This window comes from Rhodoferax sp. GW822-FHT02A01 (assembly GCF_038784515.1).
Taxonomy (GTDB): domain Bacteria; phylum Pseudomonadota; class Gammaproteobacteria; order Burkholderiales; family Burkholderiaceae_C; genus Allorhodoferax.
Genome location: NZ_CP152376.1, coordinates 484,832 through 511,078 on the forward strand (window position 1 = coordinate 484,832; position 26,247 = coordinate 511,078).

The window sequence follows — 26,247 nt, forward strand, 5'->3', positions numbered from 1 at the left end:
TGTCACAATGCCGCTATGTTTGTAATCGTCGGATGGCTTGTCGTACTCGGCTGCGTGTTTGGTGTGTTCATTGCACACGGGGGAAACATCAGCGTGGTGCTGCACGCACTGCCTTTTGAATTGATCACCATCGGGGGCGCCACCTTGGGCGCCTTTCTGGCCAACAACCAGATGAAGGTGGTCAAGGCCACCATGAAGGGCTTGGGTGCCTGCTTCAAGGGCAGCAAGTACACCAAGGCGCGCTATATGGATTTGATGGCCTTGATGTTTGACATCCTGCAAAAGGCCCGCAAAGAGGGCCTGATGGCCATCGAAAACGACGTCGAAAACCCCCACGAATCGGCGATTTTCAAGAAATACCCCACCGTGGGGCATGACCACCACGTGGTGGAATTCATCACGGATTACCTGCGCATGATGGTCTCGGGCAACCTCAACGCCCACGAAATCGAGTCCCTGATGGACAGCGAAATCGAAACCCACCACCACGAAGAACACGCCGCCGTCGCCGCCATCCAGCGCATCGCCGGCGGTTTGCCCGCCTTCGGGATCGTGGCCGCCGTTCTGGGTGTGGTCAACACCATGGGCTCGGTGGGCCAGCCGCCTGCCGTTTTGGGCGGCATGATCGGCTCAGCGCTGGTGGGAACCTTTTTGGGCATTTTGCTGGCCTACGCGTTTGCCGAACCCCTGGGCGGTCTGCTGGAGCAGAAAGTCGAAGAAGCCGGCAAGGAACTGCAGTGCATCAAGACCACCCTGCTGGCCAGCATGCAGGGCTACAACCCGTCGACAGCCATCGAGTTCGGACGCAAGGTGCTGTATTCCACCGAGCGCCCGACGTTCTCTGAACTTGAAGCCTTCGTGAAGAAGAAGTAAGGCCGTGGGAGTCTGACCATGGCAGGGGACGCCAAGAAACTACAGCCGATCATCATCAAGCGGGTCAAGAAAGGCGGCCACGTGGCGCACGGGGGCGCCTGGAAGATTGCCTATGCCGACTTTGTGACCGCGATGATGGCCTTCTTCCTGCTCATGTGGCTGCTGGGCAGCACCACCGACGGTGACAAAAAAGGCATTTCGGATTACTTCCAGTCGCCAGTCAAGGTTGCCATGGCGGGCGGCAGCGGGGCCGGCTCCAGCAACAGCGTCATCAACGGCGGCGGCAACGACATCACCCAGACCGCCGGACAAACCGCCAAGTCCGAGAGCGAAGAGAAGCGCTCGCGCCGCGTCGCCACCGAACAGTTCCGCCAATCGGAGGCCAAGGCCGACTCGCGCCGTCTCTCGGTGCTGAGCGCCAAGATTGCTGCGGCCATTTCCAACAACCGCAAGCTCGCCGAGTTCAGTTCCCAGATCAAGCTGCAGATCACCCCGGACGGACTGCAGATCCAGATCGTGGATGACCAGAAGCGCCCCATGTTCGACAGTGGCAGCGCCACCGTCAAACCCTATATGCGCGACCTGCTCAGGGAAATTGGCGTGGCCCTGATGGACGTGGAAAACAAGATCAGCCTGGATGGCCATACAGACCGCCAGTCCTACGGCAACGCGGCACGCGGCTATAGCAACTGGGAGCTCTCTGCCGACCGCGCAAACGCCACGCGCCGCGAACTCATGGCTGCCGGCATGCCGGAAGAAAAACTTGCCCGCGTAGTAGGCATGGGTTCGAGCCTGCCACTGGACCCTCAAAACCCTGACGCCCCCAGCAACCGGCGCATTACCTTGCTGGTTATGACCAAGGAAGCAGAAGAGCGTCTGCTGGGAACCCCGTTGACTCCCCCCGAAAGCGCAGAGGACGCCGCGCCAGCTGCGCCTGCGGCAAAATCGGCGCCGTAATGGCCTGGAATTTCGGTCATACTCATAGATAACAGAAAATTCGCCCGCGAAAGAGCTTGTCATGTCCAAAGAATTGCGTTTTTTAATCGTCGATGACTTCTCAACCATGCGCCGCATCGTGCGCAACCTGCTCAAAGAAAGTGGTTATGCCGATGCCGACGAAGCAGAAGACGGACTGATCGCCCTGCAAAAGCTGCGCAACAGCAGCTTCGACTTCGTGGTCAGCGACATCAACATGCCCAATATGAACGGGTTTCAGCTGCTAGGCGAAATCAAGAAGGACGACAAGCTCAAGCATCTCCCCGTGCTGATGGTGACCGCCGAAGCCCGCAAGGAAGACATCGTCATGGCAGCGCAGCAAGGCGCTGCCGGCTACATTGTCAAGCCCTTCACCAAGGCCACACTGGAAGACAAGGTCAACCACATCCTGACCAAAATGGGTCTGAAGTAACCATGGCCGAGCACGACACCCACCCCGCAAGCTCGCCACTTGCCTCAGCGGCGGAAGTCCACCAGCAACTGGGTGCACTCACCCGCCAACTGCATGACTCCCTCAACGGCTTGGGTCTGACCGCCAAGGTGCAAACCTGGGCGGGAGAGCTGCCTGACGCCAAGAGCCGCCTGTCGTACATTGCCCGCCTCACCGGCGAAGCGGCCGAAAAAGTTCTGAACCACGTCGATCAGGCCAAGGAACAGCACGACTTCATTGCGTCCGAGACGCACCGCATCGGCCAACTCATCGTCAAGGATCCGGTGGCCGCCGTGGCCAAGGGCCATGTGATGAACTTCATCGAAGACGTGGACAAGGCCAGTCGCAAGGTGGACCAGCACCTGACTGAAATCATGATGGCGCAGGATTTCCACGACCTCACCGGCCAGGTCATTGCCAAGGTTGTGAATCTGGCCGCCACCATTGAAGAGCAACTGGTGCAGCTGCTGATCCAGACGGCTCCGCCTGACGCCGTGGTCAAGGCTCCCGCCGTTCACGAACCTTATGTGCCAGCGCTGGACGGTCCGGTGGTGGATGGCAAGGGCAACCCGGATGTGGTAACCGACCAGTCGCAAGTGGACGACCTGCTGGCCAGCCTGGGCTTCTAACCTCCCCAAACAAAGCAGGTTTTACCCTGCTTTTCAGGCTTTAGTTTCGCGACCCCCTCGCGACAATGGTGTGAACCACTCAAGTTCTCACCATGGATTCCGGAAGCCAAGACCGCAACTTACCCGCATCGGAACGCAAGCTTAAGAAAGCGCGGGAAGACGGCCAGGTCAGCCGTTCCGAAGATCTGTCCCACCTTGCAGTATTGGGAGCGGGTTCTCTGGCCATTGTGTCGCTCTCACCCCGCCTGTTCGACCTGCTTCGCCAGGAGATGGGGCGTCAGCTCACCTTCGACGCACTCACCATCAAGACCCCTGCAATCGCGTTTTCCCGCCTGGATGAAGCCATGATGCTGTGCCTGGGCGTCTGTGCCCTGTTCGCCTGCATCGTGATGACGGCTTCGGTGCTGTCGGCCATTGCGTCCGGCGGCTGGGTTGCCAGCCTCACGCCGCTGATGCCGGACTTCAGCCGCCTCAACCCCCTGTCGGGCTTTGGCAACCTGGTGAGCAAGAAGAAGCTGATCACCACGGCCAAGATGGTGCTGATCACCAGCATCCTGTTCACCATCGCCACCATTTTTCTCAGGAACGGGCTGGTGCCCATGGCCTCCCTGGTGTTGCAGCCGTCCAGCTCGGCCGTCATGCACCTGGTGCAGTGGCTCATGGGCGGATTGGGTCTGATGCTGCTGGTGATCCTGCTGGCGGCCATGGTCGACGTTCCCCTGCAGAGCTTTCTGCACAAGGGCGAGATGAAGATGTCGCACCAGGAAGTCAAGCAGGAAGGCAAGGAAAGCGACGGCAACCCCCAGGTCAAACAGAAGATCCGGCAAAAGCAGCGCGAACTATCGCAACGTGCCAGCGTCACCAAGGTTCCCAAGGCCGATTTCGTGGTGATGAACCCCACCCACTTTGCCGTGGCCATCAAGTACGACGACAAGACCATGGTGGCGCCCCAAGTCATCTCCAAGGGCACCGATCTGCTGGCGCTGAAGATCCGTGACATTGCCAAGAACCACGCCATTCCCGTGTTGCAGTCCCCCATGCTGGCACGTGCACTGTATGCCCACGCCGAGCTCGACCAGGACATTCCCTCCACGCTGTACACGGCGGTTGCCCAGGTCCTGGCCTACGTCTACCGCCTGCGCGCGGCCATGAAGGGCATGGGCCCCATGCCTGAAGAAGTGCCGCAACCTTTTGTCCCGCCGGAGCTCGATCCGCTGTCCAAAACCTTGAAAGCGGTTAACGCATGAACGCCCAACTGAAAAACCTGCAGCAGTGGTACGGCAATAACGCCGGCGTCATTCAGGGCGCGGCCGCCCCCCTGCTGGTAGTGGCCATCCTGGCCATGATGGTGCTGCCGCTGCCGCCCCTGCTGCTGGATGCGTTCTTCACCATCAACATCGCCGTAGCCCTGATGGTGATGATGGTTGCCGCCTACATGGTGCGTCCGTTGGACTTTGCGGCGTTCCCCAGTGTGCTGCTGCTCACCACGCTGATGCGCTTGTCGCTGAACGTGGCCTCCACCCGGGTGGTGCTGCTCGAAGGCCACACCGGTGCTGGCGCCGCAGGCGCGGTGATTGAAGCCTTCGGTCACTTTCTGATCGGTGGCAACTTCGCCGTCGGTCTGATCGTGTTTGCCATCCTGGTGGTGATCAACTTCGTGGTGGTGACCAAGGGTTCGGAACGTATTGCCGAAGTGTCGGCACGCTTCACCCTGGATGCCATGCCCGGCAAGCAGATGGCGGTGGATGCCGACCTGAACGCCGGTCTGATTGACGAGAAGGAAGCCAAACGCCGCCGCCTGGAGATTGGCGAGGAAGCGGACTTCTTCGGTTCCATGGACGGTGCCTCCAAGTTCGTGCGTGGCGATGCCGTGGCCGGCATCCTGATCCTGCTGATCAATATCTTTGGCGGTCTCACCGTGGGTGTGCTGCAGCATGATCTGAGCCCCTCGGAAGCTGCCAACACCTACATCCTGCTGGCTGTCGGTGATGCGCTGGTTGCGCAGATTCCCGGCCTGCTGATTTCGGTGGCCGCTGCCATGGTGGTGTCCCGCGTGGGCAAGGAAGACGACATCGGCAAGCAGATCATTGGCCAGATGTTCGTCTCGCCGCGGGTGCTGGCCATTACCGCCACCATCATGTTTGTGCTGGGCATCATCCCCGGCATGCCGCACTTCGTGTTTCTGACCATTGCGGCAGTGCTGTTCTACGGTGCATGGGTGCTGGCCAACCGGCCTGTGGTCACGGAAACCGAAGTCGTGGCGCCCACGCCTCCGTCCGACGGCGAGGCATCCTGGGATGACCTGCAGCCGGTGGACCAGCTGGGGCTCGAACTGGGTTACCGCCTGATCGCCTTGGTGGACAAGACCCGCCAGGGCGACCTGCTCAACCGCATCAAGGGTGTGCGGCGCAAGTTTGCGCAGGAGGTTGGCTTCCTGCCGCCGCCGGTGCACGTGCGTGACAACCTGGAACTCAAACCCAGCGCCTACCGCATCACATTGCGCGGCGTCATCGTCGGTGAGGGCGAGGCATTCCCCAACATGTTCCTGGCCATCAACCCGGGCGGCATTACCACGCCGCTGATCGGCACGGCCACCACCGACCCTGCGTTTGGACTGCCCGCGCACTGGATCGACGACAAGCAAAAGGAAGCGGCGCAAATGGCCGGTTTTACCGTGGTTGATTCCGAGACCGTGATGGCCACCCATTTGTCACACTTGATGCAGGTTCAAGCCTCCAAGCTGCTCAGCCGCACCGAGACCCAACAACTTGTGGAACACGTCGCCAAACTGGCCCCCAAACTGATCGAGGAAGTTGTCCCCAAAATGGTTTCCATCGCTGTCTTCCAGAAAGTCCTGCAGCTGTTGCTGGACGAAGCTGTGCACATCCGCGACATCCGCACCATCATCGAATCGATTGCCGAACACGCCACGAGCACCACTGATCCGGTCGAGCTGGCCAAGCGCGTTCGGGTGGCACTGTCGCCTGCCATCGTCCAGCAGATTTACGGCCCGACCCGCGAGCTCAACGTGATTGCCATCGACCCCGGTCTGGAGCGCCTGCTGGTGCAGGCCCTGGGCAATTCCGCCGGACCGGCACTGGACCCGGGCGTGGCCGACATGCTGTCGCGCACCGCCGCAGAGACCGCCATGAAGCAGGAAGAGATCGGTGTACCCGCCTGCCTGCTGGTGCCCGACCAGATCCGCAGCTCCATTGCGCGCCTGCTGCGCCGCGTGGCGCCACGCCTGCAGGTGCTTGCCCACAGCGAAATCCCTGAAACCCACACCATCCGCATTGGCCCCATCCTGAGAGGTGCAACATGAACATCCAACGCTTTACCGCTGCGACTTCCCGCGAAGCGCTGGCCAAGGCCCGCATGGCATTTGGCGAAGGCACTCTGATTCTTTCCAACCGCCCAGTTGAAAACGGCGTGGAGGTCGTGGCCACCGGCGAAGACAGCCTGAACAGCCTGGACCAAGGCACCTCCGGCTTTGGCAAGGGTGGCAATGGCGAACCACAACGTCGCTCGGCTGAATCCAGCTCCCGCGACACCGCATCCCTGGTGGAAGACGATGCCAACCAGTTGGCCATGAGCACCCTCTCCTTCCAGGACTATGTGCGCGAACGCATGGCGCGTCGCCGCCAGGAAGCCACCGAGGAAAGCAGCAAACTCATTCGCATTCCGCGCGACGAAGCACCCGCACCGCGTACACCGGAACCGCGCCCGACCATGGAGCCGATGCAGCAGTCTGCAGCACCACAGGCCTTTGCAGAGCCTCGGCCCGTGGTGATCAAGGCCAGCCCCCCGGTGCGCCCCGAAACGGACAGCCTTGCCGGACAGGCCATGTCGCCCAGCATCAGCCGCGAACTCAATGCCATGAAGGAGCTGATTGAAGACCGCTTCAACACGCTCAACTGGCTGGGCCAGGCGCGCCAGAACCCGATCCAGGCCAACCTGATGCTCAAGCTGATCCGCGCCGGCTACTCGCCCACGCTGTCGCGCACCATCCTTGAACGCCTGCCGGCAGCGGCCGACGCCATGCAGTCCATGCAATGGGTGATGGATGTGCTGGAGCGCAATCTGCATACCGATTCCAAGGGTGTGCCCTTGCACCAGGAAGGCGGTGTATTCGCCCTGGTGGGCGCCACCGGCGTCGGCAAGACCACCACCACGGCCAAGCTGGCCGGCCTGTGCGCACGCACCCATGGTCCCAACAGCGTGGGGCTGATCACGCTGGACTCCTACCGCGTCGGTGCACAGGAACAACTGCGCGCCTACGGCAAGATGCTGGGCATCGTGGCCCACCTGGCCCATGACCGCGCCGCGCTGCAGGACCTGCTGGGCTTGCTGGCCAACAAGAAAATGGTCCTGATCGACACCACCGGCCTGGCACCGCGCGATCCGCGCAAGCGCGAAATGATGGACCTGCTGGAGATCCCGGGCGTCAAGCGCCTGCTGGTGCTCAATGCGGGTGGCCACGGCGACACGCTCGAAGACACGGTTGCCAACTTCAAGACGACCGCCAACCAGCAGGTCATCCTCTCCAAGACAGACGAGGCGGTCAAACTGGGCCCGGCCCTGGACGCCGCCATCCGCCACCAATTGGTGCTGCGTGGCATCACGACCGGCCAGCGCGTTCCGGAAGACTGGGAAGCTGCCAACGCCAACAAGCTGGTGCGCGCTTCCATGCGTTCGGCCGGCAACTCGGTGTATGACCCCAAGATCTCGGATCTGGGCTTCATCTTCAGCCACTCCACATCGAACCCTGCAGCCCGGAACATGTTCAATGCATGATGTCCCGCTCAATCAGGCGATTGGACTGATGGGCCTGGGCGCCACGCAATCTCCGCAGCTGCTGGCCATGGTCAGCCATGGAGACCTGCGCCATGAGCAACCCCTGCTCTGGCAACTGGGCAACGCACTCACCCAGCTTGGCTACGGAGTGACTGTGCTGGACGGCACAGTGGCCGAAACGGAACAAAACCCGGGTCTGCAGCAACTGCTGGACTTCCAGTTTGGCCATGGTGTCGTGGAAAGCGATGCCCCTGAGTGGAATGTGCTCCCGGCTGCACTGGGGTTGCAAACCCTGTGCGCCCTGGGCATGCGGCCCACGCACAGCCTGCTGCGCCTGGCCCAGACTTTCCAGACCAACGGGGTCGTGGTGCTCTATGCGGGCGTGGATGTGCTGGTCAAGCTGCTCGGCCACACCGATGCGCGACCGCTGCTCAGCGTGTCCTCTGAAAAGGGATCGCTCATGACCACCTATCTGGCCCTCAAACGGCTTTTGCGCAACGGTCGGATCGAGCCCACAATATTGAATATGATGGACAAGGACACGGATGGTCGCGGTGACCTGGGCGTTGCCAAGGCGCTGAGCGAATGTGCCAGGAACTTTCTGAACTACGAAGTCCAGGCGCTGCGCATTGACCCGACGCAAAAAGAATCGCTGCTGGACATGGATATGCGGCGACTGGCGACCCGTTTGTTGGAGAATGCGTTACCGCTCAGGAGCCAGGGCTCGGGTAATGCAGGATTTGATTCGTCAGGATATAGGGAATTGGGCAGGAGCCATTGATGTACACGGCCAAAGGTCAACTGGACCGCAACGCGCTGATCAAGCAGTACCAGCCACTGGTACGTCGGCTGGCGCACCACATGATGGCCAAATTGCCCCCCAGCGTGGAGGTGGATGACCTGATCCAGGTGGGGATGATCGGCCTGGCGGATGCACTCACACGCTACGAAGCCGCTCAGGGCGTGCAGTTCGAGACCTTTGCGACCCAGCGCATACGCGGCGCCATGCTCGACGAGCTACGCGAGAACGACTGGATGTCGCGTGGATCCCGCAAGAGCCAGAAGGACATCGAAATCGCTATCCGCAAGGTCGAGCACAAGGTCGGACGCTCTCCCATGGAGTCGGAAATTGCCGCCGAACTGGGCATGAGTCTGTCCGATTACCAGACTTTGCTGGGCAAAGTGCGCGGCACCCAGCTGGTCTACCTGGAAGACATGACCGGGCGCAATGAAGACGACGACACCTATCTGGACCGCCATGTGGCAGATACCGAATCCGACCCGCTCAATATGCTGCGCGACCAGAAGCTGCGCGAGGCACTGGTGGCCGCCATCAAGCTGCTACCCCAGCGCGAGCAGTACATCATGAGCATGTACTACGAGCAGGACATGAACCTCAAGGAAATTGCCGCTGTACTGGAAGTGACCGAATCGCGCGTCTGCCAGTTGCACAGCCAGTCGATTGCCAGACTGCGCGCCAAGATGCGCTCGCACTGAAGATCCGGCAGACGGCGCGGCCCGTTCAGGCCGCCAGCACCTTGAATGCGCCGGTCTGGCGCGCCACCGATCCATAGACGGAACTGCCGGCCGAGTAGGTCGACTTTTCCGCGACCGGCACCACCACGGCCAAGGCCTGGTCGGTGTAGGCGGCCCGGCGAGACAGGTTGTCCCGCAATATCTGCATTCCTGCAGCCAGTGACTGGACGCGTCTACGCAACACGGCCTTGGCCGCCGGACTGTACTGGGAAGAGGTTTGCAGCAACTTGGCCAGTTCCAGACCCAAGGACTGGAGCGACTGGCTGGCGGTCTGCAACTGGAGCGCATCTCCATTTGCCAGAAACGCAGCGACCTGGTTGAACTGTTGTTCTACCAGGTCGAGTTGGGCTTTGACGGGGTCTTGCATTTCAGGTCCTTTGCACAGAGAGGGTTGCGCAGACCTGAAAACCCGGGACGCGCTTTATTTCAGCGTGGTATTGAGCAGGTCCTGCGAATTGGAAAGCAGCTTGTCGGCGATGGCTTCCGGGTTGACTACAAAGGTGCCGTCCTTGATGGACGCCTTTACGGCCTGCACTTTGGCATTGTCGATTTCCGAATGTTGATTGACCGAGTCCTTGCTCAGGGAGCGTGCGGCTCCACCGATCACCACGGCCACGCCGGCGTTGGAGGCTGACTTGGTTGCAGTTTGAGCCGCATTCTGGTCTGCCTTGGGCGCATTGGTCTGCTGGGGCTTTTGCCCGGAAACGTCGGATAGGGGTTGGCCAGTAACTCTCATGGTGTGCTCCAAAACTACGATGCGCGTAGCCTCGTACGAAGGTTATCGGCTCGAATCTAACGGACTTTAGGACTAATTGCAGCCGGTTTTTCATTTAGAGCTCAATTTTTACTGTGCGTGCATCCAGTACCGTGCCACTGGTGACCCGTCCGTTGTCCATGCGCACCCGGGCGGTTTGACCGACCACACCGGCCGAGAGCGCCTGCGCGTCACTGGAAATCTGGAAACCCGCCCCTTCGGCCACGACCCGGACCTGTGTGCCGGCCTGGAACACCTGGGTCGGCCGCACCATGCCCTGGCGCAGCACCTGTCCGGTCATCAATTGGCGGGTGGCGGTCTGCCCCAGCCAAAGGGCCGCATCGATCAGCACCGGGCTGCTGTCTTCGGCCCAGTCCACTTCAGTCTGTACCAGATCGCTTTGCGCCAGCGCGGCACCAGCCATCACCTGGCCCCGCACCACCCAGGCATTGCCAAATACCTTGACGGTCAGCGGAACGCTCACATTCCAGCGCGAGACGCCATCCACGCAACGCACGCCAACCCGGGTATGCCCCCACAGACGCGAGCCGGGTGGCAGGTAAGCCTCCACATTACCGCAGGGCGCCAGACGCAAGCGGCTGTCCAGCGCGCCCACCGTCATATCCACGCGCAGCGGCGTTGCAGATTCCGGCAGCGAGGCATTGACGTTGCTGCGCGCCCATTTCAGTGCCATTGCGGCATAGTCGGGCTCCTGGCTTTGAGCGTGTGCGATCTTGCCCAGCAGCAATACAGCAGCCGCTACCAGCAGCCCGCGAAGCAGCAACCAGCGCATGTGCTGTGGCCGTATCTGTATCAGTGTGCGCATACCCTGCTCCTGTGCCCACCATGGGCAACGTTGACGGCAACTATAGGCAGCAGACCCGCGCCGCAAAGAACGCAATTGCGGGCCAAAAGCCACCCTATTCCACGGCTAAAAAATTAAAGTTTTTCCCATAATTGCCTCACGACACCAGCCCCAGGCCCTTCCTGGAGTGCGTGTCCCCTTATGCGAGGAAAGCAATGTTTGCCAATTTGACCAACGGACTGGACTTTCAGGCCAAAGCACTGGTGCTTCGGGCCGAGCGTCAGCGCGTCATTGCCAGCAACATTGCCAACGCCGACACGCCCGGCTACGTCGGGCGCGACGTCAATTTCAAGGAGGCCATGAATGCCGCCCTGGGCGAAACCCAGGCCGGTGGCCGGCTGCAACTGTCCCGCAGCAATGAAACCGCCGCCAGCAGTGACGGCACTTCCCACAGCGCCCACATTCCGCTGCAAAGCACACTGGGCAGCCTGGGTGACGGCACCAATTCCCTGGCCTATACGGTTCAGAGCCAACCCTCCATGGACGGCAACAGCGTGGACCTGGACCAGGAGCGCGCCAACTTCGTCGACAACTCGGTCCGCTATGAAGCCACCCTTCGCTTCATTAACGGCTCGTCCAAGACAATCTTGAGCGCCATCCAGGGCCAGTAGCTCTCTGACCACCCACAAGGAGCAGCACCATGTCCATGTTTTCCATTTTCAACGTCTCGGGCAGCGCCATCAGTTCACAGGCGCAGCGCCTCAACGTGGTGGCCAGCAATTTGGCCAATGCCGATGCCGTGGCCGGACCCGATGGAAAAGGCTACAAGGCGCGCCAGGTCATCTTCGAAACCGTGCCCATGGACTCGCAGGCTTCCGCCGGCGTCAAGGTCAGCGGCATCCAGGAGAGCCAGGAGCCGCTCAAACGCGTGCACAACCCGTCACACCCCTCTGCCGATGCGGATGGCTATGTGACCCAGTCCAACGTGAACCCGGTGGAAGAGATGGTCAACATGATCTCTGCTTCGCGTTCCTACCAGAACAACGTCGAGGTGATGAACACCGCCAAGACCTTGCTGCTCAAAACCCTGCAAATGGGTCAATAAGACGTAAAGGAATCCTTCCATGGTCGCCTCAGTCAGCTCCTCCACCTCCTCAACCAGCAACACAGCCTCGTCGTTGAACTCCACCTCGGCGCAAGATCAGCAGGACCGTTTCCTGAAGCTGCTGGTGGCGCAGCTCAACAACCAGGACCCCATGAACCCCATGGACAACGCCCAGATGACGACGCAGATCGCGCAGATCAACACCGTCTCGGGCATCCAGCAGCTCAACGACACCATCAAGTCGATGGCCTCGCAATACACCTCCATGCAGGTCATGCAGGGTGCGGCCATGATCGGTCACCAGGTGGTGGCCGACGGCTCCACCATCAGTGTCAACAGCGGCGTGGGCACTGCGGCACTCAGCCTGGATGCCGACGCCTCCAGCGTGCAGGTGCAGGTGCTCTCTTCCAGCGGTTCGGTGATCGACCAGATCAACCTGGGCGCCATGAAGGCCGGCAACCACAACTTCCAGTGGGATGCGTCCAAGTACAAGGGTACCGACAACCCCAGCTTCAAGATCATCGCCAAGCAGGGCACCACCGCCGTGACAGGGACACCGCTGGTGCGCGACACCATTGCTTCGGTCGGAACCGATTCCACTGGTGCCATGACGCTCAACCTCAAGAGCGGCACCAGCATCAAGTACGACACCATCGTATCCATTCTCTAAATCCACCACGAGGATCGCACCATGAGCTTTCAAACAGGTCTCTCCGGACTGAACGCCTCCAGCCAAAGCCTGGACGTCATCGGCAACAACATCGCCAATGCCAACACGATTGGCATGAAGTCATCGCGTGCCGAGTTTGCCGATCTGGTGGCTTCCACCATTGGCGCTGGTGGCGCCAATGTGTCGCCCGGAATTGGTACTGCGGTGGGGGCGATATCACAGCAATTCACGCAGGGCAATGTGAGCATCACCGGCAACTCGTTGGACATCGCCATCAATGGCAGCGGCTTCTTCCAGCTCACCAAGCCCGATGGCACCACCGCCTACTCCCGCAACGGACAGTTCAAGCTGGACAAGGACGGCAACATCGTCACCAACACGGGCGCCAACCTCATGGGTTACCCCACCGACACGACCGGCGCCGCCACGAGCACGACCCCGCAAAAGCTCGCCCTTCCCACGGGCGCATCCATTCCCGCCAAGGTGACCGGTACGATTACCGCGGAAATGAACCTCGACGCGCGTGCGCCCATTGCCTCTGCCACCACGGCGCCCGGCCAGTACGGTACATCGGTTGTGGCCTACGACACGCAGGGCAACCAGGTTCCCCTGAGCCTCTACTTTGTCAAAAGCGCCAACAACACCTGGAGTGGATATACCGACCTCACTGCCGCACAAACAGCCATTACCAGTGCTGACTACAGCACCGCGAATGCCACGCTGGTCTTCAGCACCACCGGCACCCTGATATCACCCACCGCCGCCACGTCCATTACGCTGAACTCGCCCTACAACGGCATTGGCAACTTCAATGTGCAACTGGACCTGACCAAGGCCACCCAGTACGGGACCGATTTCGCGGTCTCCAACCTGACGCAGGACGGCTATACCGCGGGCAACTTCACCGGCCTGAGCATCGACAGCAAGGGCGTCATCACCACCACCTATTCCAATGGCCAGACCATGAAGAACGGTGGCATGGTGGCCCTGGCCAACTTCCGCAACACGCAGGGCCTGACGCCCACGGGTGGCGGCGAGTACACCGAAACCTTCAAGTCCGGCCAGGCCCAGCTGGGCAAACCCACCATCGGTAACTACGGCGAGCTGCGCTCCGGTGCACTGGAAGAATCCAACGTGGACCTGACCGCCGAGCTGGTCAACATGATGACCGCCCAGCGCGCCTACCAGGCCAACGCCCAGACCATCAAGACACAGGACCAGATCATGTCGACCCTGGTCAACCTGCGCTAACCGGAACTAGCACGCCATGGACCGCCTGATATACACCTCCATGACCGGGGCCAGCGCTGCCGCGAACCGGCAGGCGATTCTGGCGAGCAACCTGGCCAATGTATCCACCAACGGCTTTCGTGCCCAACTGGAAACCTACCGTGCCGTTCCGCTCAATGGCGAAGGTGCCAGCACCCGCGTGTTTGCGGTGGAGTCCACCGCCGGATTTCTGGACAAGCCCGGCTTTGCCCAGCAGACCGGGCGCGCGCTGGATGCCATGACCACCGACAAAAGCTGGTTTGCGGTGCAGGCTCTGGACGGCAACGAGGCATACACCCGCAACGGCAGCTTTGAAGTGGCGGCAGACGGCACGCTCAAGACGTCCAACGGCTTACCTGTGCTCTCCAGCGGTGGGGCTCCCATCACCGTGCCACAGGACTCCGAAGTCACCATCAGCTACGACGGCACCGTGAGTGCCAAGGCCATCAACCAGCCCATCACCGTGGTGGGCAAGCTCAAACAGGTCACACCCAACGAGGAAGACCCACTCAAGCGCGGTGATGACGGGCTGTTTCGCACCTACTCGGGCAACCCGCTGGACAACGACGAAACCGCCCGGCTGCATGTGGGTGTGCTTGAGGGTTCCAACGTGAATGCGATCGAGACCATGGTCGGCATGATCCAGACCGCACGCCAGTTCGAAGCGCAAACCAAGCTGCTCAGCAGCGCCGAAGCCAATGACCGCTCTGCTGCCCAACTGTTGGGCTTGCAAGGCTGATCCAGCACCTAAGGAACCACCATGATCAACTCGCTCTGGATCTCCAAGACCGGAATGGAAGCCCAGCAAATGCAGCTGGACGTGATTTCCAACAACCTGGCCAATGTGTCCACCAACGGCTTCAAGAAAGCACACGCCGTCTTCGAAGACCTGATGTACCAGAACCTGCGTCAAGTCGGCGCCACCACCGCCGAGCAAAGCACCTTGCCTACCGGCCTGCAGGTCGGCCTGGGTGTGCGCACGGTGGCGACCAGCCGCAATTTCACCCAGGGCAGCATGCAGCAGACCAACAACAACCTGGATGTGGCCATTCAGGGAAACGGCTTCTTCCAGGTGACCATGCCGGATGGCACCACCGGCTACACCCGAGACGGCTCCTTCCAGCTGGACAATCAGGGCCGCATGGTCACAGCCAACGGTTTGCTGGTGCAAGGCGGCATCACCGTGCCCTCCAATGCGACCAATGTGGCAGTGGCCGCCAACGGTACGGTCACGGCCAGCATTCCCGGCACCACCACGCCGCAGACCATTGGAACCATCACGCTGGCCAACTTTGTGAATCCGGCCGGCCTGGAGCCCAAGGGCCAGAACACCTATGCCGAAAGCGCCGCCTCCGGCCAGCCCAATGCGGGCACCGCTGGCTCCAACGGCCTGGGCAACATCATGCAGGGCTTTGTGGAAACATCGAACGTGAACGTGGTGCAGGAACTGGTCAGCATGATCCAGACCCAGCGTGCCTACGAGATGAACTCCAAGGCCATCCAGACTTCCGACCAGATGCTGCAAAAGCTCGGCCAGCTGTAACTCCATAGGTGCTCGCCATGTCCTCTTCCACCTCTACCCTTGCGCGCCGCAGCGCTGTTGCGGCCACGGTCTTGCTGTGCGCCGCCTGCGCGCCGCTGCCGCAAAAAGTCGTGGTGGACTTCGCCGAACCCAAGGTGACACCGGCAAGCGCCAGCGCCGACGCCATGGTGCGCAAGCCCAATGGCAGCCTGTTCCAGCAGACCAACTATCGCCCCGCGTTCGAGGACAGCCGGGCCCGCCTGCTCGGCGATCTGGTCACCATCCAGATTGTGGAAAGCCTGGCCGCCAGCCAGGTCACCGCGTCCACCGTCAACCGCAACACATCGGCCGACACCACCATCAGCGCGGCCCCCTTGCCCGGTCTGCTGGGGGCCGACCTGATGAACCTGAACATGGGCGCCAAGACCAACAACGACTTCTCCGGCAAGGGCGGAACCACGGCGGCCAACACCTTCACCGGATCGATCACCGCCACGGTGGTCGAGGTGCTGCCCAACGGCAACCTGGTGGTTTCCGGCGAAAAGCAGATTGGCGTGAACCAGAATGTGGACGTGATGCGCTTCACCGGCACGGTGGACCCGCGCCTGCTGCAGCCCAACAACATCATCAGCTCCACCCAGGTCGCCAACGTGCGCGTGGAGTCCAAGGGCCGCGGCGCCCAGGGTGAAGCCCAAACAGTTGGCTGGTTATCCCGGTTCTTTTTGAGCTTTAATCCGTTCTAAAGAACTCCAGAATTGTGCCGAGGGGTATAGGGTCCAGTCGGATCCCCCCACCTACCGACTCAGCACATGAAAACCCAGACGCACACCCCTTCAGGCACCGGCCAGCAGCAGCTGCTCAGGCTGTGGGTGGCGCTCGGGCTGGCCCTATGCGGCCTTTTTTTCACTCCCTGGGCACAGGCTGCGCGCGTCAAGGAAATCGCCTCCATTGAGGGCGTTCGCAGCAACCAGTTGACCGGATTCGGACTGGTCGTGGGCCTGGATGGAACCGGTGACCAGACCACCCAGATGCCCTACACCACCCAGGGACTGGCCAATTACCTGCGGCAACTCGGTTTGACCTTGCCCGCCGCACAGCTGACCCAGTTGCAAATGAAGAACGTGGCCGCCGTGTTGGTCACGGCCCAGCTCCCCGCCTTTGCACGCCCTGGCCAAAGCATGGATGTCAGCGTCTCGTCTATTGGCAACGCCAAGTCGGTCAAGGGCGGCACACTGATCGCCACGCCGCTCAAAGGCGCCGATGGTGAGGTCTATGCCATGGCCCAGGGCAACATCATCGTGGCCGGCGCCGGTGCTTCGTCCGGCGGCAGCAAGGTCACGGTCAATCATCTGGGCGTGGGCCGCATTCCGGACGGCGCCCAAGTGGAACGTGCCGTGCCCACCCCTCTGCTGGAGGGCAACAGCATCAGCCTGAGCCTGAACGCATCCGACTTTCAAACCGCGCGCAAGGTGGCAGCTGCAGTGAACCAGCACTTTGGCGCAGGCATCGCTGCCGCACTGGACGGACGCACGGTGCAGGTGCAGGTTCCCCCCGGTCCGAATGACCGCGTCAGCTTCATCGCGGAGATGGAAGAGTTGCCGGTCGAGTCTTCCGTCCAGTCCGCCAAGGTAATCATCAATGCACGCACCGGCTCCATCGTGCTCAACCAGGCCGTCACACTGGGTGCCTGCGCCATCGCGCACGGCAACCTGTCCATCAGCATCTCCTCCACTCCTTCCGTGAGCCAGCCCGGTGCTTTTTCCGGTGGCCAAACGGTAACCACCGAAAAGGCCAATATCGACATCAAGTCCGAACCCGGCAAACTGATCCAGCTGCCTGCGGCCGCGCAACTGGCGGACGTGGTCAAGGCACTCAACTCGCTGGGAGCCACACCGCAGGATCTGCTGGCCATATTGCAGGCCATCAAGTCGGCTGGCGCCCTGAACGCGGAACTGGAGGTCATCTGACATGAGCTACGGTTCCATCAACGGCACTTCTGCATTCAGCCAGAGCCTGGCTGCCGATGCGCAGTCGCTGGGCAATCTGAAGATGGAAGCCGGCAAGAGCACACCCGAATCCATCAAGGAAACGGCCAAGCAGTTTGAGTCGCTGTTCATGAAGGAGCTGCTCAAAAGCATGCGCGACGCCAATGCAGCCATGAAGTCGGGCATGCTGGACAACGCTGGCAGTGACCTGGGAACCGACTTGCTGGACCAGCAGTTCTCGGTGCAGATGTCGGGCCAGCCCGGTGGATTGGCCGACCTGATCGCCGCCCAGCTCACACGCCAGATGGGCACCATTCCCGAAGGCACCAGCAAGCCCGCCACCACCACTCCGGCCATATCCGCCCCCGCCAGCAATGCACCCCCGGCAGCCAAGGTGAGCAAGTCACCCACGGCGGGCCAGGTGAACTTTGTGAACAAGCTTTCGGACGTGGCCGCCAAGGTCGAGCAGGAGACTGGCATACCGGCCAGCTACATGATCGGTCAGGCCGGGCACGAAACAGCCTGGGGCCAGCACGAAATCAGGAACAAGGGCGGCAGTCCGTCGTTCAACCTGTTTGGCATCAAGGCCGGTGCCGACTGGAAGGGCAAGGTGGCCGAAGTCACCACCACCGAATATGTCAACGGTGTGGCGCAAAAGCAGGTGGCCAAGTTCCGTTCCTATAACTCCTATGAAGAATCCTTCAAGGACTATGCCAAGCTGATTGGCGACAGTCCCCGCTATGCCAAGGTCAAGCTGGCCACCGCTTCGCCACAGGCCTTTGCCAGCGGACTGCAAAAGGCCGGTTACGCCACCGACCCCCAATACGCGGCCAAGCTGAGCCGGGCCATCAACACCACGCTGCAGCTGCGGCGGGTGCAAGTCTAGAGGGTTAGCACATGGGCATTCTCAACATCGGTTCGCAAGCCCTGCAGGCCAACCTGGTCGCGCTGCAGACCATTGGCAACAACATCGCCAACGTCAACACCCAGGGCTACTCGCGGCAGAACGTCTCTCTGGCAACGGTACAGGGCCAGTACACCGGTAATGGCTACGTCGGCAAAGGTGTGACCGTCCAGACGATCACGCGCAATTACGACCAGTTCCTGGACCGCCAGTCCACCCTGGCCAGCGCCACCCAGGCTTCCGATGCAGTGCGCACGGATTACCTGAAACAGCTGAGCTCGATCTTTCAAGGTGGAACCAACGGCATCGGCCAGTCCATCAACGACATGTTGAACTCGTTTTCGGACGTGGCTTCGACCCCTACCGACATTACGGCCCGCACGGTGGCACTGACCCAGGTGGACGAAACCTCGCGCAGGCTGCGTGAGGCGTCACAGAGCCTGGATGACCTGCAAACCGGCATCACCCAATCGCTGAACGAAAAGATCAACTCCGTCAATTCCATTGCCAAGCAGATCGCGGACGTCAACGGCAAGATTGCGCTGGCCCAGTCCAGCGGCCAGCCGCCCAACGACTTGCTGGACCAGCGCGACCAGCTGGTACGTAATCTGAACCAGTATGTGCAGACCACTTCGCTGCCGGCCAGCGATGGCTCCATCGGCATTTTCATTGGCGGCAGCCAGTCCCTGGTGCTGGGCAACCAGGCAGCCACCATGTCCCTGGTCAAGGATGACTTCAGCAACGCACAGCAGTCCAAGATCGCCATCACCCGTGGTGGTGTCAGCGTATCCATGGACGAAAACACGCTGGGCGGAGGCCAGGTATCGGGCCTGCTGCGCTTTCAGAACAGCGACCTGGTGGAAGGCCGTAACCTGCTGGGAAGATTGACGACATCCGTCACCACGGCGATGAACACGCAGCATCAGTTGGGCCTGGACCTGAACGGCAACCCGGGTGCCAACCTCTTCACGCCGGTGAGTGTGGACAACGTGCTGCAACCGGTGGCACCGGCGACGGTCAACGCCGGCACGGCAGACCTGCATCTGGCAATCAGCGACAGCACCAAGTTTGTTGCCTCGGACTACGAAATCACGTTTACGAGTGGTACGGCGGGAACGATCAAGCGGACCTCCGATGGCACGACCCAGAACTTTGATCTGGCCAGCCCTCCGGTAGTCGTAGACGGTCTCACTATCAGCAACGCAGGCGGCAATGCAGTAGCCGGCGACCGCTTCTACCTCAAGCCGTTCAGCTCGGCGGCCAACTCCATTTCCAGGGAGTTCTCCAACCCTGCTGCACTGGCCGTGGCAAGTCCCGTGGTCGGAAAGATGGGGACCAACAACACTGGCAGCCTGCAGTTGAGCAGTCTCACAGCAGGGGTCAACCCGCCGACCAATGTACCTGTCACGATCACCTTCACATCGTCCAACAGCTACACGCGCAGCGACGTTGCCGGCACCTTCACCTACACATCGGGACAAGCCATCCAGAGCGGCGATACGCCGAACTCGTGGACGCTGACACTGCAGGGCTCCCCCAAGTCGGGGGACACCTTTGACGTTCGCAGCATTTCCGACCCAAGCCTCAACCTGGATCTCAAGTTGAATGGTGGCAACGCCACCAACATCATGAACCTGCGTGACGTGCCCACATTTGACGGGGCCGCCATGAGTGACGGTTACGCCGGCCTGATTTCGCAGATTGGCGTGCGGGCCCAGAGCGCCAGCTACGCGTCCCAGGTCTCCAGCAGCATTGCAACCACTGCCGAGCAAAACCGCACCGCCGTGTCGGGTGTCAACCTGGATGAAGAAGCGTCCAAGCTGCTGCAGTACCAGCAGGCCTACCAGGCTTCTGCAAAAATGGTGCAGGTTGCGCAAAGCATTTTCGACACCCTGATACAGACCCTTGGAGCCTGAGTTTCAGCAGGAGCGATCCCATGTCAATTACCGGACTTACCCGCCTCGGCTCTGCCAACGCCTACGACACCGTCATCGGCAACCTGGAAACGCGCCAGAGCAATCTCACCAAGATTCAGGAGCAGCTGTCCACCGGCAAGAAGATCACCACGCCCGGAGACGACCCCACCGGTGCCGCGCAGGCAGAGCGCGCACTCAACCGCCTCTCTCGCATCGCAACCGATCAACGTGCGCTGGACGCGCAGAAGAATGCAATCACCACGGCGGAAAGCACCCTGGGCGACATCACCGATGCGTTGCAACAGGTGCGCGACCTGGTGTCCAGCGCGGGCAACGCAAGCTACAGCAACGCGGAGCGCAAGACGGTGGCGAATCAAATTGCAGGCTTGAGCCAGCGCATACTGAGTCTGGCCAATACGCAGGACAGCAATGGGCAGCCCCTGTTCGCGGCGCTGGGTAGCGCACTCAAGCCTTTTGCCGGTCCTGCCACCTCGCCCGATTACTCCTTCAACGGACTGCCCGGTACCAATGCCACCGGGACCTACACCATCCCTGCATCCCTGGACGGCGAGAGCGCCTTCATGCTGCAACCCGCACGTGACGCGGTGTACAACGTGCAGATCACTAATGGTGGCACTGCCCCCAACCTGGTCAGCTCGCCGGTCACCATGACCAATTCATCGCAGGTGAATGGTTCGTCGTATTCCATCCAGGTAACTGCTTTTGATCCGGTTGCCGGCACGGCCACCTACGACCTCACCGAGACGCCTACCTCGGGCTCGCCCACCACGACCAGCGGGATCACCGTTCCCTGGACCAAGGCCAGCGGATTCACCGTCACCGGAATGCAAGGCCTGACCATGAGCGTCAGCGGCACGCCCACGGTGGGCGACACCTTGAGCGTCACCCCGAACTCCAGCGTCTTCTCGACTGTGGACAAGGCGGCGAATGACATCGCCAACGCCACCACCAGTGCGGCTGCCAGCCAGGCCGTGGCACAGGCGCTGCACAACATCGACATCAGCTTGGGACGGATTTCCGCCGTACGCGGCCAGGCGGGCGACCTGCTCAACCGGGCGGACATCATCAGCAGCTCCAACGACAAGCGCAACATCGAGCAGGAGTCCAACCGCTCCGCCGCCGAAGACGCGGACATGGTGAAGACCATTTCGCAATTCCAGAACCAGACCACCGGCTACCAGGCCGCGCTGCAGTCCTACGCACAGATCCAGAAGCTCTCGCTGTTCAACTACATCAGCTGATTCAGACACTGAATTGACGCTACTTGAGGCAGATCAATTGGCGTGAGCGTGCCAACGCGACTTGCGCTTGAGCTTTGTCCGTGAGAGTGCGACCATATGGGTACTAACCCTAGATCTGGTGCCGCCCGTGTCCAACCCTTCGCATGACGTCAATCCGCGTCTCACTCTCGAGGACCGTCTTATTTACCCGCCCGCTTACGAAGCCATACGCCCATTCTTTGACCCCAGAACGCAATGGGGTCACGGTGCACAGGAACACCTGGCATTCCATACCCTTAAGGATCATTTCCCCGAGCTAAGCTCCCAGGAAGTATTTCTGATCATCGCCACCGCCAAGCGCCTGTTTGCCAACGGGCACGAGCCACTCTAGGTCCGGCCCCATTGCTCGGCGCAAAGCCGCTGCAACGTCTCCCAGAACACCGGTTCCTGCGTAGTCGCGAAGTTGATGCGCATGAGGCTGCTGGGCGTGCGCTGGGCATGGAACAGCGCGCCGGGCGCCAGCAGGTAGCCCTCGTCCAGCATGCGCTGCGATAGCGCGTCGGTGTCCACGCCGGTCTCCACCCAACCAAACAGGCCCGTCGGTTCCGAGGCGAATGAAAACCCGTGCGCCAGCGCCAGTGCCACGCTGCGCGTGCGGGCGCCATCGAGCCGCAGGCGTATGCGCTCGGCGTGGCGGCGTATCTGCCCCTGCTCCACACACCAGGCCAATGCCTTCTCCAGCAAGGCCGGTGTCGTGAGCGTGGATAGCAGTTTGGTATCCAGCAGCCGCTCCACCAGGTCCTGTGGCGCGGCCATGTAGCCCACGCGCCAGTTGGGCGCCAGGATCTTGGCAAAGCCGCCCACGTAGATGGTGCGCTGCAGCCCGTCCAGGGCGCACAGGCGGGTGGAATGTTCGGGCGCAAAGTGGCTGTAGGTATCGTCCTCCACCACATGGAAGTTGTGCGCATTGGCCAGTTGCAGGATGCGGTGCGCGCTGGTCGGGTTGAGGCTGTAGCCGGTCGGGTTGTGCAGCACGCTCACGCTCACGAACAGCTTGGGCGCGTGGGCCTGGGCGTAGCGTTCCATCACCTCCAAATCCGGCCCTTCGGCACGGCGTGGCACCGGCAGGATGCGCATGCCCAGTGCATCCAGGCGGGCAAATTCCACCGCCCAGCCGGGCTCCTCCACCATGACGTAGTCCCCGGCCTTGAGCAGCGTGCGGCTGACGATGTCCAGCGCGTGGGTGGCGCCAATGGTGGTGATGATTTGCGCCGGAGTGGCCTGCACGGCAACGTTCTTGAGCTTCTGAGAGATGGCCCGGCGCAGCCCGGTGTCGCCAGCGGGCTCACCGTATTGCAGCGACAGGTCGTTGAGTTCCCGCACATTGCAGAACCGCCGCACCGCGCTGGACAGAAAGGAGCTCTGCAGCCACTCCTGTGGCAGCACACCCATGCCGGGCTGCGGCTTGTCACTGACGGTGTGGAACATGCCGCGAATCAGGGTGGTGGCGTTCAGAGGCGGCGGGTGTGGCGTTGCGCCGGCCTGCGTCACATCCCCTGCACCGACCTCAGAAGCACTGACTGGCTCGCCCGGATGGCGCACGCTTTCCCGTACATAGAAGCCGCGGTTACGCCTGGCCTCTACCAGCCCCTGGGCCAGCAACTGGTCGTAAGCCCCCACCACGGTGGACGGGCTCACACCCTGCTGCTGCGCGCATTGGCGCACCGAAGGCAGTCGTGCGCCGGGCGCCAGCAGGCGATCCCGAATGCGCTGGGCAAAGCGCTGTGCCAGTTGTTCGGTCAGCGATTGCGCGCTGCTTTTCATCAGCATGGGTAAATCCTTACGTACTTGTGCCAGTTCTGCCAGCAGTACAGTTCAAAAAATGTTCATAAAAACTGTACTGCAAGTGTATTGATTTTGCACGTACAGTGGAAGCCATGCACCACACGCCCCCTAACCTCCAGGCATTCCCATGAAAAAAGAAGCACGGGGTATGTGGCTGGGCGTGCTGGGCGTGGCAATCTTTGCCGTCACCTTGCCGATGACGCGTCTTGCCACCGGCACGCCGCAGGACCCGCAGCTCTCGGCCTGGTTTATCACCTTCGCCCGCGCCGCACTGGCTGGCGGCCTGTCGCTGGTCTTTCTGGGGTTGACGCGCTCGCCCCTGCCTACCGCTGCACAACGCAAACCCCTGTTCATGGCCATGCTGGGCAACGCGCTGGGATTTCCGCTGCTGCTGGGCTTTGCCCTGCGCCATGTCACGTCTGGCCATGCCGCCGTGTTTACTGCGCTGCTCCCACTGGCCACGGCCGCCATGGCCGCCTGGGTGCTGCACCAGCGCGCCCGTCTGGGCTTCTGGGTTTGCGCCGGTCTGGGTGCCCTGCTGGTCATGGCGTTCTCGTTGATGCGGGCGTACCAACATGCACAGGGCTTTGCACTGGAATGGGCAGACCTGCTACTGCTGGGCGCCATTCTGTCCGCCGCGGTGGGCTATGTGTATGGCGCCCAGGTCACGCCGCAACTGGGTGCCGAGCGCGTGATCTGCTGGGTTTGCGTCATGACCCTGCCCTTCAGCATACCGGGCGCCTTGCTCAACTGGCCTGCGGGCAGCATCCACACCGCGTCGTGGTTTGCACTGGCTTATGTGGGCGTATTCTCCATGTGGGCGGGCTTTTTTGCTTGGTACCGCGGCTTGGCTATCGGTGGCGCACTGCGCGTGAGCCAGGTGCAGTTGCTGCAGCCGTTCTTCAGCATTCTGGCTGCCGTCCCTCTGGTGGGTGAAATGCTGGAGCCGGTTACGCTGGGCTTTGCGCTGGCGGTGGTGGCAGTGGTGTTTCTGGGTAAGCGCTTGGCCAGCGGTCCAGCACCCACACAACGGCCCAGCCCCATACCCGCGCCGCTTGGCGCAAAGGCACCCACATGAACTACGAACTGCTTGTTGCCGCCAGCCTGTTTGCCGTGGTGAGTCTGATCACGCCCGGACCCAACAACACCATGGTCCTTACTTCGGGGGTGAACTTCGGCCTGCAGCGCACGCTGCCCCATCTGCTGGGCATTTGCATTGGCTTTGGCCTGATGCAGGTGCTGGTGGGCCTGGGTCTGCACACCCTGCTCGGGCAATACCCGTCGGTACTGGAAATCCTGCGCTATGTGGGCGGCGCCTACATGCTGTGGCTGGCCTGGAAACTGGCAACCTCGCGTTCCGCACCCGGTGTGGTTGCCGCCAGTACACGCCCCCTGGGCTTCTGGGGAGCAGCGGCCTTTCAATGGGTCAATCCCAAGGCGTGGGTGATGTGCATGACCGCCATGACCGCCTACCTGCCCACCCAAGCCAGCACCACCCAGGTGCTTATGCTGGGCAGCATGTTCACGGTGCTGGGCATTCCCTGCGTGGGGACCTGGGCAGCGTTTGGCAGTAGCATGCGCAGATTCCTGCAGGACCCGCTGAAACTTCGCATCTTCAACAACGCAATGGCACTGGCCCTGGTGGCTTCGCTGTACCCCATGCTGATGAATTGACGCGGCCCCGGATTGCGCACAACGACACCTGACTTCATCCTCCATCCATAACAACAGAAAGCACACAGCATGAGCTCTGCCAAATCCCCATGGACTCTTTCCGCCCGCGCGGCCAAGATGAACCCGTCCGTGATCCGCGAAATCCTCAAGGTCACCGAGCGTCCCGGCATCATCAGCTTTGCCGGTGGCCTGCCCTCGGCCAAGACATTTCCCGTGGCGGAATTTGAAGCAGCTTGCGCCAAGGTATTGCGTGACGATCCCAGCGGTGCACTGCAGTACGCCGCCAGCGAAGGCTATGCACCGCTGCGTGAGATGGTGGCAGCCAACCTGACCCAACAGGCCAGCGAACAGGGCCAGCACTGGGACGTCAACCCCTCGCAGGTATTGATCACCACCGGCTCCCAACAAGGACTGGACCTGGTGGCCAAGATCCTGGTGGACCAAGGCAGCCGCGTGCTGGTGGAGTCACCCACCTATCTGGGTGCGGTGATGGCCTTCACCCCCATGGAGCCGGAAGTGGTGAGCGTGGAAAGTGACGAAGAAGGCATTGACTTGGCCGACCTGCGCGACAAGGCCCGCGGCGCACGTTTCCTCTATACGCTGCCCAACTTCCAGAACCCGACCGGGCGCACCATGTCCGAAGCGCGCCGTGCCGCACTCAGCAAGGCTTCTGGCGAGCTGGGTCTGCCTCTGATGGAAGACAACCCCTACGGCGACCTGTGGTTCGACACACCGCCACCCGCATCGCTGACGGCGCGCAACCCCGAAGGGGGCATCTACCTGGGCTCTTTCTCCAAGGTGCTGGCACCGGGCTTGCGCATGGGCTTCATCGTGGCGCCCCAGGCGGTGTACCCCAAGCTGCTGCAGGCCAAGCAGGCCGCCGACCTGCACAGCCCCGGTTTCAACCAGCGCATGATTTATGAGGTGATGCAGGACGGCTTTCTGGACCGCCACGTGCCTACCATTCGCGCCCTCTACAAGAGCCAGCGCGACGCCATGCTGCAGGCCCTGGCCGAGCACTTCCCGGATGCGGCCACACAGCCCGAACAGTCACTGACCTGGAATACGCCTGCGGGCGGCATGTTCTTGTGGGCACGCTTGCCCGCAGGCATGAACGCGGTGAACCTGCTGCCCCACGCCGTGGACAAGGGCGTAGCCTTTGTGCCAGGCGCACCGTTCTACGCCAGCCAAGCCGACGAGCGCAGCATGCGCTTGAGCTTTGTTACCCCCAGTGTGGAAGAAATCCGCCGCGGTGTGGCAGCATTGGCCTCCGCCATCAAGGAACAACAAGGACGCTGA

Annotated in this window: 28 protein-coding genes; 24 read left to right on the top strand and 4 right to left on the bottom strand. The window is 61.6% G+C overall.

Annotated features, from left to right (window positions below; genetic code table 11):
• The first annotated feature begins 15 nt into the window (after positions 1-15).
• From motA to AAGF34_RS02250, 9 genes are all read left to right on the top strand, one after another.
• On the top strand, positions 16-873 hold the full coding sequence (motA, locus tag AAGF34_RS02210) for a flagellar motor stator protein MotA (protein ID WP_342619001.1): 858 nt from the start codon (positions 16-18) through the stop codon (positions 871-873).
• A gap of 18 nt (positions 874-891) precedes the next feature.
• Entirely contained in the window at positions 892-1,830 is a 939-nt protein-coding gene (gene motB, locus AAGF34_RS02215; RefSeq protein ID WP_342619002.1) for a flagellar motor protein MotB, read from the top strand.
• A 61-nt stretch (positions 1,831-1,891) separates the two neighbouring features.
• On the top strand, positions 1,892-2,281 hold the full coding sequence (cheY, locus tag AAGF34_RS02220) for a chemotaxis response regulator CheY (RefSeq protein ID WP_342619003.1): 390 nt from the start codon (positions 1,892-1,894) through the stop codon (positions 2,279-2,281).
• Positions 2,282-2,283: 2 nt separating this feature from the next.
• A complete protein-coding gene (locus tag AAGF34_RS02225; RefSeq protein WP_342619004.1) occupies positions 2,284-2,928 on the top strand; it encodes a protein phosphatase CheZ in 645 nt (214 codons plus the stop codon).
• Positions 2,929-3,020: 92 nt separating this feature from the next.
• A complete protein-coding gene (locus AAGF34_RS02230; protein ID WP_342619005.1) occupies positions 3,021-4,175 on the top strand; it encodes an EscU/YscU/HrcU family type III secretion system export apparatus switch protein in 1,155 nt (384 codons plus the stop codon).
• Positions 4,172-6,250, top strand: a complete 2,079-nt coding sequence (gene flhA, locus AAGF34_RS02235) for a flagellar biosynthesis protein FlhA (RefSeq protein WP_342619006.1) — start codon at positions 4,172-4,174, stop codon at positions 6,248-6,250. Before AAGF34_RS02230 ends, flhA begins: the two co-directional genes overlap by 4 nt.
• Positions 6,247-7,722, top strand: a complete 1,476-nt coding sequence (flhF, locus tag AAGF34_RS02240) for a flagellar biosynthesis protein FlhF (protein WP_342619007.1) — start codon at positions 6,247-6,249, stop codon at positions 7,720-7,722. The genes flhA and flhF overlap by 4 nt, the downstream gene beginning before the upstream one ends.
• Positions 7,715-8,503, top strand: coding sequence for a hypothetical protein (locus tag AAGF34_RS02245; protein WP_342619008.1), 789 nt, complete (start codon positions 7,715-7,717; stop codon positions 8,501-8,503). Before flhF ends, AAGF34_RS02245 begins: the two co-directional genes overlap by 8 nt.
• Positions 8,503-9,219: an RNA polymerase sigma factor FliA gene (locus tag AAGF34_RS02250; RefSeq protein ID WP_342619009.1), complete on the top strand. Its 717-nt coding sequence runs from the start codon at positions 8,503-8,505 to the stop codon at positions 9,217-9,219. Before AAGF34_RS02245 ends, AAGF34_RS02250 begins: the two co-directional genes overlap by 1 nt.
• Before the next feature lie 25 nt (positions 9,220-9,244).
• Here AAGF34_RS02250 and AAGF34_RS02255 read toward each other — a convergent pair whose 3' ends face one another.
• The 3 genes from AAGF34_RS02255 to flgA all read right to left on the bottom strand — a co-directional run bounded on the left by AAGF34_RS02255 (position 9,245) and on the right by flgA (position 10,838).
• Positions 9,245-9,625, bottom strand: coding sequence for a hypothetical protein (locus tag AAGF34_RS02255; RefSeq protein ID WP_342619010.1), 381 nt, complete (start codon positions 9,623-9,625; stop codon positions 9,245-9,247).
• 54 nt (positions 9,626-9,679) lie between these two features.
• On the bottom strand, positions 9,680-9,994 hold the full coding sequence (gene flgM / locus AAGF34_RS02260; RefSeq protein ID WP_342619011.1) for a flagellar biosynthesis anti-sigma factor FlgM: 315 nt from the start codon (positions 9,992-9,994) through the stop codon (positions 9,680-9,682).
• A 94-nt stretch (positions 9,995-10,088) separates the two neighbouring features.
• Entirely contained in the window at positions 10,089-10,838 is a 750-nt protein-coding gene (flgA, locus tag AAGF34_RS02265; RefSeq protein ID WP_342619012.1) for a flagellar basal body P-ring formation chaperone FlgA, read from the bottom strand.
• Positions 10,839-11,032: 194 nt separating this feature from the next.
• Between flgA and flgB the strand changes: the two genes are divergently transcribed.
• The 12 genes from flgB (at position 11,033) to AAGF34_RS02325 (ending at position 21,820) form a co-directional block, all read left to right on the top strand.
• A complete protein-coding gene (flgB, locus tag AAGF34_RS02270; RefSeq protein ID WP_342619013.1) occupies positions 11,033-11,488 on the top strand; it encodes a flagellar basal body rod protein FlgB in 456 nt (151 codons plus the stop codon).
• 29 nt (positions 11,489-11,517) lie between these two features.
• Positions 11,518-11,922, top strand: a complete 405-nt coding sequence (gene flgC / locus AAGF34_RS02275; RefSeq protein WP_342619014.1) for a flagellar basal body rod protein FlgC — start codon at positions 11,518-11,520, stop codon at positions 11,920-11,922.
• Between the two features lie 19 nt (positions 11,923-11,941).
• Positions 11,942-12,592 carry a flagellar hook capping FlgD N-terminal domain-containing protein gene (locus tag AAGF34_RS02280; protein WP_342619015.1) on the top strand — a complete coding sequence of 217 codons (651 nt, stop codon included), beginning with the start codon at positions 11,942-11,944 and terminating at the stop codon, positions 12,590-12,592.
• Between the two features lie 21 nt (positions 12,593-12,613).
• Positions 12,614-13,843, top strand: coding sequence for a flagellar hook protein FlgE (gene flgE, locus AAGF34_RS02285; protein WP_342619016.1), 1,230 nt, complete (start codon positions 12,614-12,616; stop codon positions 13,841-13,843).
• Positions 13,844-13,859: 16 nt separating this feature from the next.
• Entirely contained in the window at positions 13,860-14,600 is a 741-nt protein-coding gene (locus tag AAGF34_RS02290) for a flagellar basal body rod protein FlgF (protein WP_342619017.1), read from the top strand.
• Between the two features lie 21 nt (positions 14,601-14,621).
• Positions 14,622-15,404, top strand: coding sequence for a flagellar basal-body rod protein FlgG (gene flgG, locus AAGF34_RS02295; protein WP_342619018.1), 783 nt, complete (start codon positions 14,622-14,624; stop codon positions 15,402-15,404).
• Positions 15,405-15,421: 17 nt separating this feature from the next.
• Positions 15,422-16,126 (top strand): flagellar basal body L-ring protein FlgH, encoded by a 705-nt coding sequence (locus AAGF34_RS02300; RefSeq protein ID WP_342619019.1) that lies wholly within the window; start codon positions 15,422-15,424, stop codon positions 16,124-16,126.
• A 66-nt stretch (positions 16,127-16,192) separates the two neighbouring features.
• On the top strand, positions 16,193-17,350 hold the full coding sequence (locus tag AAGF34_RS02305) for a flagellar basal body P-ring protein FlgI (RefSeq protein ID WP_342619020.1): 1,158 nt from the start codon (positions 16,193-16,195) through the stop codon (positions 17,348-17,350).
• Position 17,351: 1 nt separating this feature from the next.
• The gene (gene flgJ / locus AAGF34_RS02310; protein ID WP_342619021.1) at positions 17,352-18,254 is read left to right on the top strand and encodes a flagellar assembly peptidoglycan hydrolase FlgJ; all 903 of its coding nucleotides are present in this window, start codon (positions 17,352-17,354) and stop codon (positions 18,252-18,254) included.
• 11 nt (positions 18,255-18,265) lie between these two features.
• Positions 18,266-20,188 (top strand): flagellar hook-associated protein FlgK, encoded by a 1,923-nt coding sequence (gene flgK, locus AAGF34_RS02315; protein WP_342619022.1) that lies wholly within the window; start codon positions 18,266-18,268, stop codon positions 20,186-20,188.
• A 20-nt stretch (positions 20,189-20,208) separates the two neighbouring features.
• Positions 20,209-21,450 (top strand): flagellar hook-associated protein FlgL, encoded by a 1,242-nt coding sequence (gene flgL / locus AAGF34_RS02320; protein WP_342619023.1) that lies wholly within the window; start codon positions 20,209-20,211, stop codon positions 21,448-21,450.
• Between the two features lie 127 nt (positions 21,451-21,577).
• A complete protein-coding gene (locus AAGF34_RS02325; protein ID WP_342619024.1) occupies positions 21,578-21,820 on the top strand; it encodes a hypothetical protein in 243 nt (80 codons plus the stop codon).
• On the opposite strand, the gene AAGF34_RS02330 is transcribed toward AAGF34_RS02325, so the two are convergent.
• Positions 21,817-23,259, bottom strand: a complete 1,443-nt coding sequence (locus tag AAGF34_RS02330) for a PLP-dependent aminotransferase family protein (protein ID WP_342619025.1) — start codon at positions 23,257-23,259, stop codon at positions 21,817-21,819. The two genes, AAGF34_RS02325 and AAGF34_RS02330, sit on opposite strands and share 4 nt — an antisense overlap.
• Positions 23,260-23,401: 142 nt before the next feature.
• Here AAGF34_RS02330 and AAGF34_RS02335 point away from each other — a divergent pair, with 142 nt between their 5' ends.
• From AAGF34_RS02335 to AAGF34_RS02345, 3 genes are all read left to right on the top strand, one after another.
• On the top strand, positions 23,402-24,352 hold the full coding sequence (locus AAGF34_RS02335) for a DMT family transporter (protein WP_342619026.1): 951 nt from the start codon (positions 23,402-23,404) through the stop codon (positions 24,350-24,352).
• Positions 24,349-24,948, top strand: a complete 600-nt coding sequence (locus tag AAGF34_RS02340; RefSeq protein ID WP_342619027.1) for a LysE family translocator — start codon at positions 24,349-24,351, stop codon at positions 24,946-24,948. The genes AAGF34_RS02335 and AAGF34_RS02340 overlap by 4 nt, the downstream gene beginning before the upstream one ends.
• Positions 24,949-25,017: 69 nt before the next feature.
• Positions 25,018-26,247, top strand: a complete 1,230-nt coding sequence (locus AAGF34_RS02345; RefSeq protein ID WP_342619028.1) for a PLP-dependent aminotransferase family protein — start codon at positions 25,018-25,020, stop codon at positions 26,245-26,247.

What these genes read in the sequence shown, in the direction of transcription:
- flgB (WP_342619013.1), top strand. Translation starts at nt 11,033, where the DNA reads ATGTTTGCCAATTTGACCAACGGACTGGACTTTCAGGCCAAAGCACTG.
- flgC (WP_342619014.1), top strand. Translation starts at nt 11,518, where the DNA reads ATGTCCATGTTTTCCATTTTCAACGTCTCGGGCAGCGCCATCAGTTCA.
- AAGF34_RS02305 (WP_342619020.1), top strand. Translation starts at nt 16,193, where the DNA reads ATGAAAACCCAGACGCACACCCCTTCAGGCACCGGCCAGCAGCAGCTG.
- flgG (WP_342619018.1), top strand. Translation starts at nt 14,622, where the DNA reads ATGATCAACTCGCTCTGGATCTCCAAGACCGGAATGGAAGCCCAGCAA.
- AAGF34_RS02255 (WP_342619010.1), bottom strand. Translation starts at nt 9,625, where the DNA reads ATGCAAGACCCCGTCAAAGCCCAACTCGACCTGGTAGAACAACAGTTC.
- AAGF34_RS02280 (WP_342619015.1), top strand. Translation starts at nt 11,942, where the DNA reads ATGGTCGCCTCAGTCAGCTCCTCCACCTCCTCAACCAGCAACACAGCC.
- AAGF34_RS02245 (WP_342619008.1), top strand. Translation starts at nt 7,715, where the DNA reads ATGCATGATGTCCCGCTCAATCAGGCGATTGGACTGATGGGCCTGGGC.
- AAGF34_RS02300 (WP_342619019.1), top strand. Translation starts at nt 15,422, where the DNA reads ATGTCCTCTTCCACCTCTACCCTTGCGCGCCGCAGCGCTGTTGCGGCC.
- flgJ (WP_342619021.1), top strand. Translation starts at nt 17,352, where the DNA reads ATGAGCTACGGTTCCATCAACGGCACTTCTGCATTCAGCCAGAGCCTG.
- AAGF34_RS02225 (WP_342619004.1), top strand. Translation starts at nt 2,284, where the DNA reads ATGGCCGAGCACGACACCCACCCCGCAAGCTCGCCACTTGCCTCAGCG.
- AAGF34_RS02250 (WP_342619009.1), top strand. Translation starts at nt 8,503, where the DNA reads ATGTACACGGCCAAAGGTCAACTGGACCGCAACGCGCTGATCAAGCAG.
- AAGF34_RS02340 (WP_342619027.1), top strand. Translation starts at nt 24,349, where the DNA reads ATGAACTACGAACTGCTTGTTGCCGCCAGCCTGTTTGCCGTGGTGAGT.
- motA (WP_342619001.1), top strand. Translation starts at nt 16, where the DNA reads ATGTTTGTAATCGTCGGATGGCTTGTCGTACTCGGCTGCGTGTTTGGT.
- flhA (WP_342619006.1), top strand. Translation starts at nt 4,172, where the DNA reads ATGAACGCCCAACTGAAAAACCTGCAGCAGTGGTACGGCAATAACGCC.
- AAGF34_RS02290 (WP_342619017.1), top strand. Translation starts at nt 13,860, where the DNA reads ATGGACCGCCTGATATACACCTCCATGACCGGGGCCAGCGCTGCCGCG.
- AAGF34_RS02330 (WP_342619025.1), bottom strand. Translation starts at nt 23,259, where the DNA reads ATGCTGATGAAAAGCAGCGCGCAATCGCTGACCGAACAACTGGCACAG.
- AAGF34_RS02345 (WP_342619028.1), top strand. Translation starts at nt 25,018, where the DNA reads ATGAGCTCTGCCAAATCCCCATGGACTCTTTCCGCCCGCGCGGCCAAG.
- AAGF34_RS02230 (WP_342619005.1), top strand. Translation starts at nt 3,021, where the DNA reads ATGGATTCCGGAAGCCAAGACCGCAACTTACCCGCATCGGAACGCAAG.
- flgM (WP_342619011.1), bottom strand. Translation starts at nt 9,994, where the DNA reads ATGAGAGTTACTGGCCAACCCCTATCCGACGTTTCCGGGCAAAAGCCC.
- flgE (WP_342619016.1), top strand. Translation starts at nt 12,614, where the DNA reads ATGAGCTTTCAAACAGGTCTCTCCGGACTGAACGCCTCCAGCCAAAGC.
- flgA (WP_342619012.1), bottom strand. Translation starts at nt 10,838, where the DNA reads ATGCGCACACTGATACAGATACGGCCACAGCACATGCGCTGGTTGCTG.
- cheY (WP_342619003.1), top strand. Translation starts at nt 1,892, where the DNA reads ATGTCCAAAGAATTGCGTTTTTTAATCGTCGATGACTTCTCAACCATG.
- flhF (WP_342619007.1), top strand. Translation starts at nt 6,247, where the DNA reads ATGAACATCCAACGCTTTACCGCTGCGACTTCCCGCGAAGCGCTGGCC.
- motB (WP_342619002.1), top strand. Translation starts at nt 892, where the DNA reads ATGGCAGGGGACGCCAAGAAACTACAGCCGATCATCATCAAGCGGGTC.
- flgL (WP_342619023.1), top strand. Translation starts at nt 20,209, where the DNA reads ATGTCAATTACCGGACTTACCCGCCTCGGCTCTGCCAACGCCTACGAC.
- AAGF34_RS02335 (WP_342619026.1), top strand. Translation starts at nt 23,402, where the DNA reads ATGAAAAAAGAAGCACGGGGTATGTGGCTGGGCGTGCTGGGCGTGGCA.
- flgK (WP_342619022.1), top strand. Translation starts at nt 18,266, where the DNA reads ATGGGCATTCTCAACATCGGTTCGCAAGCCCTGCAGGCCAACCTGGTC.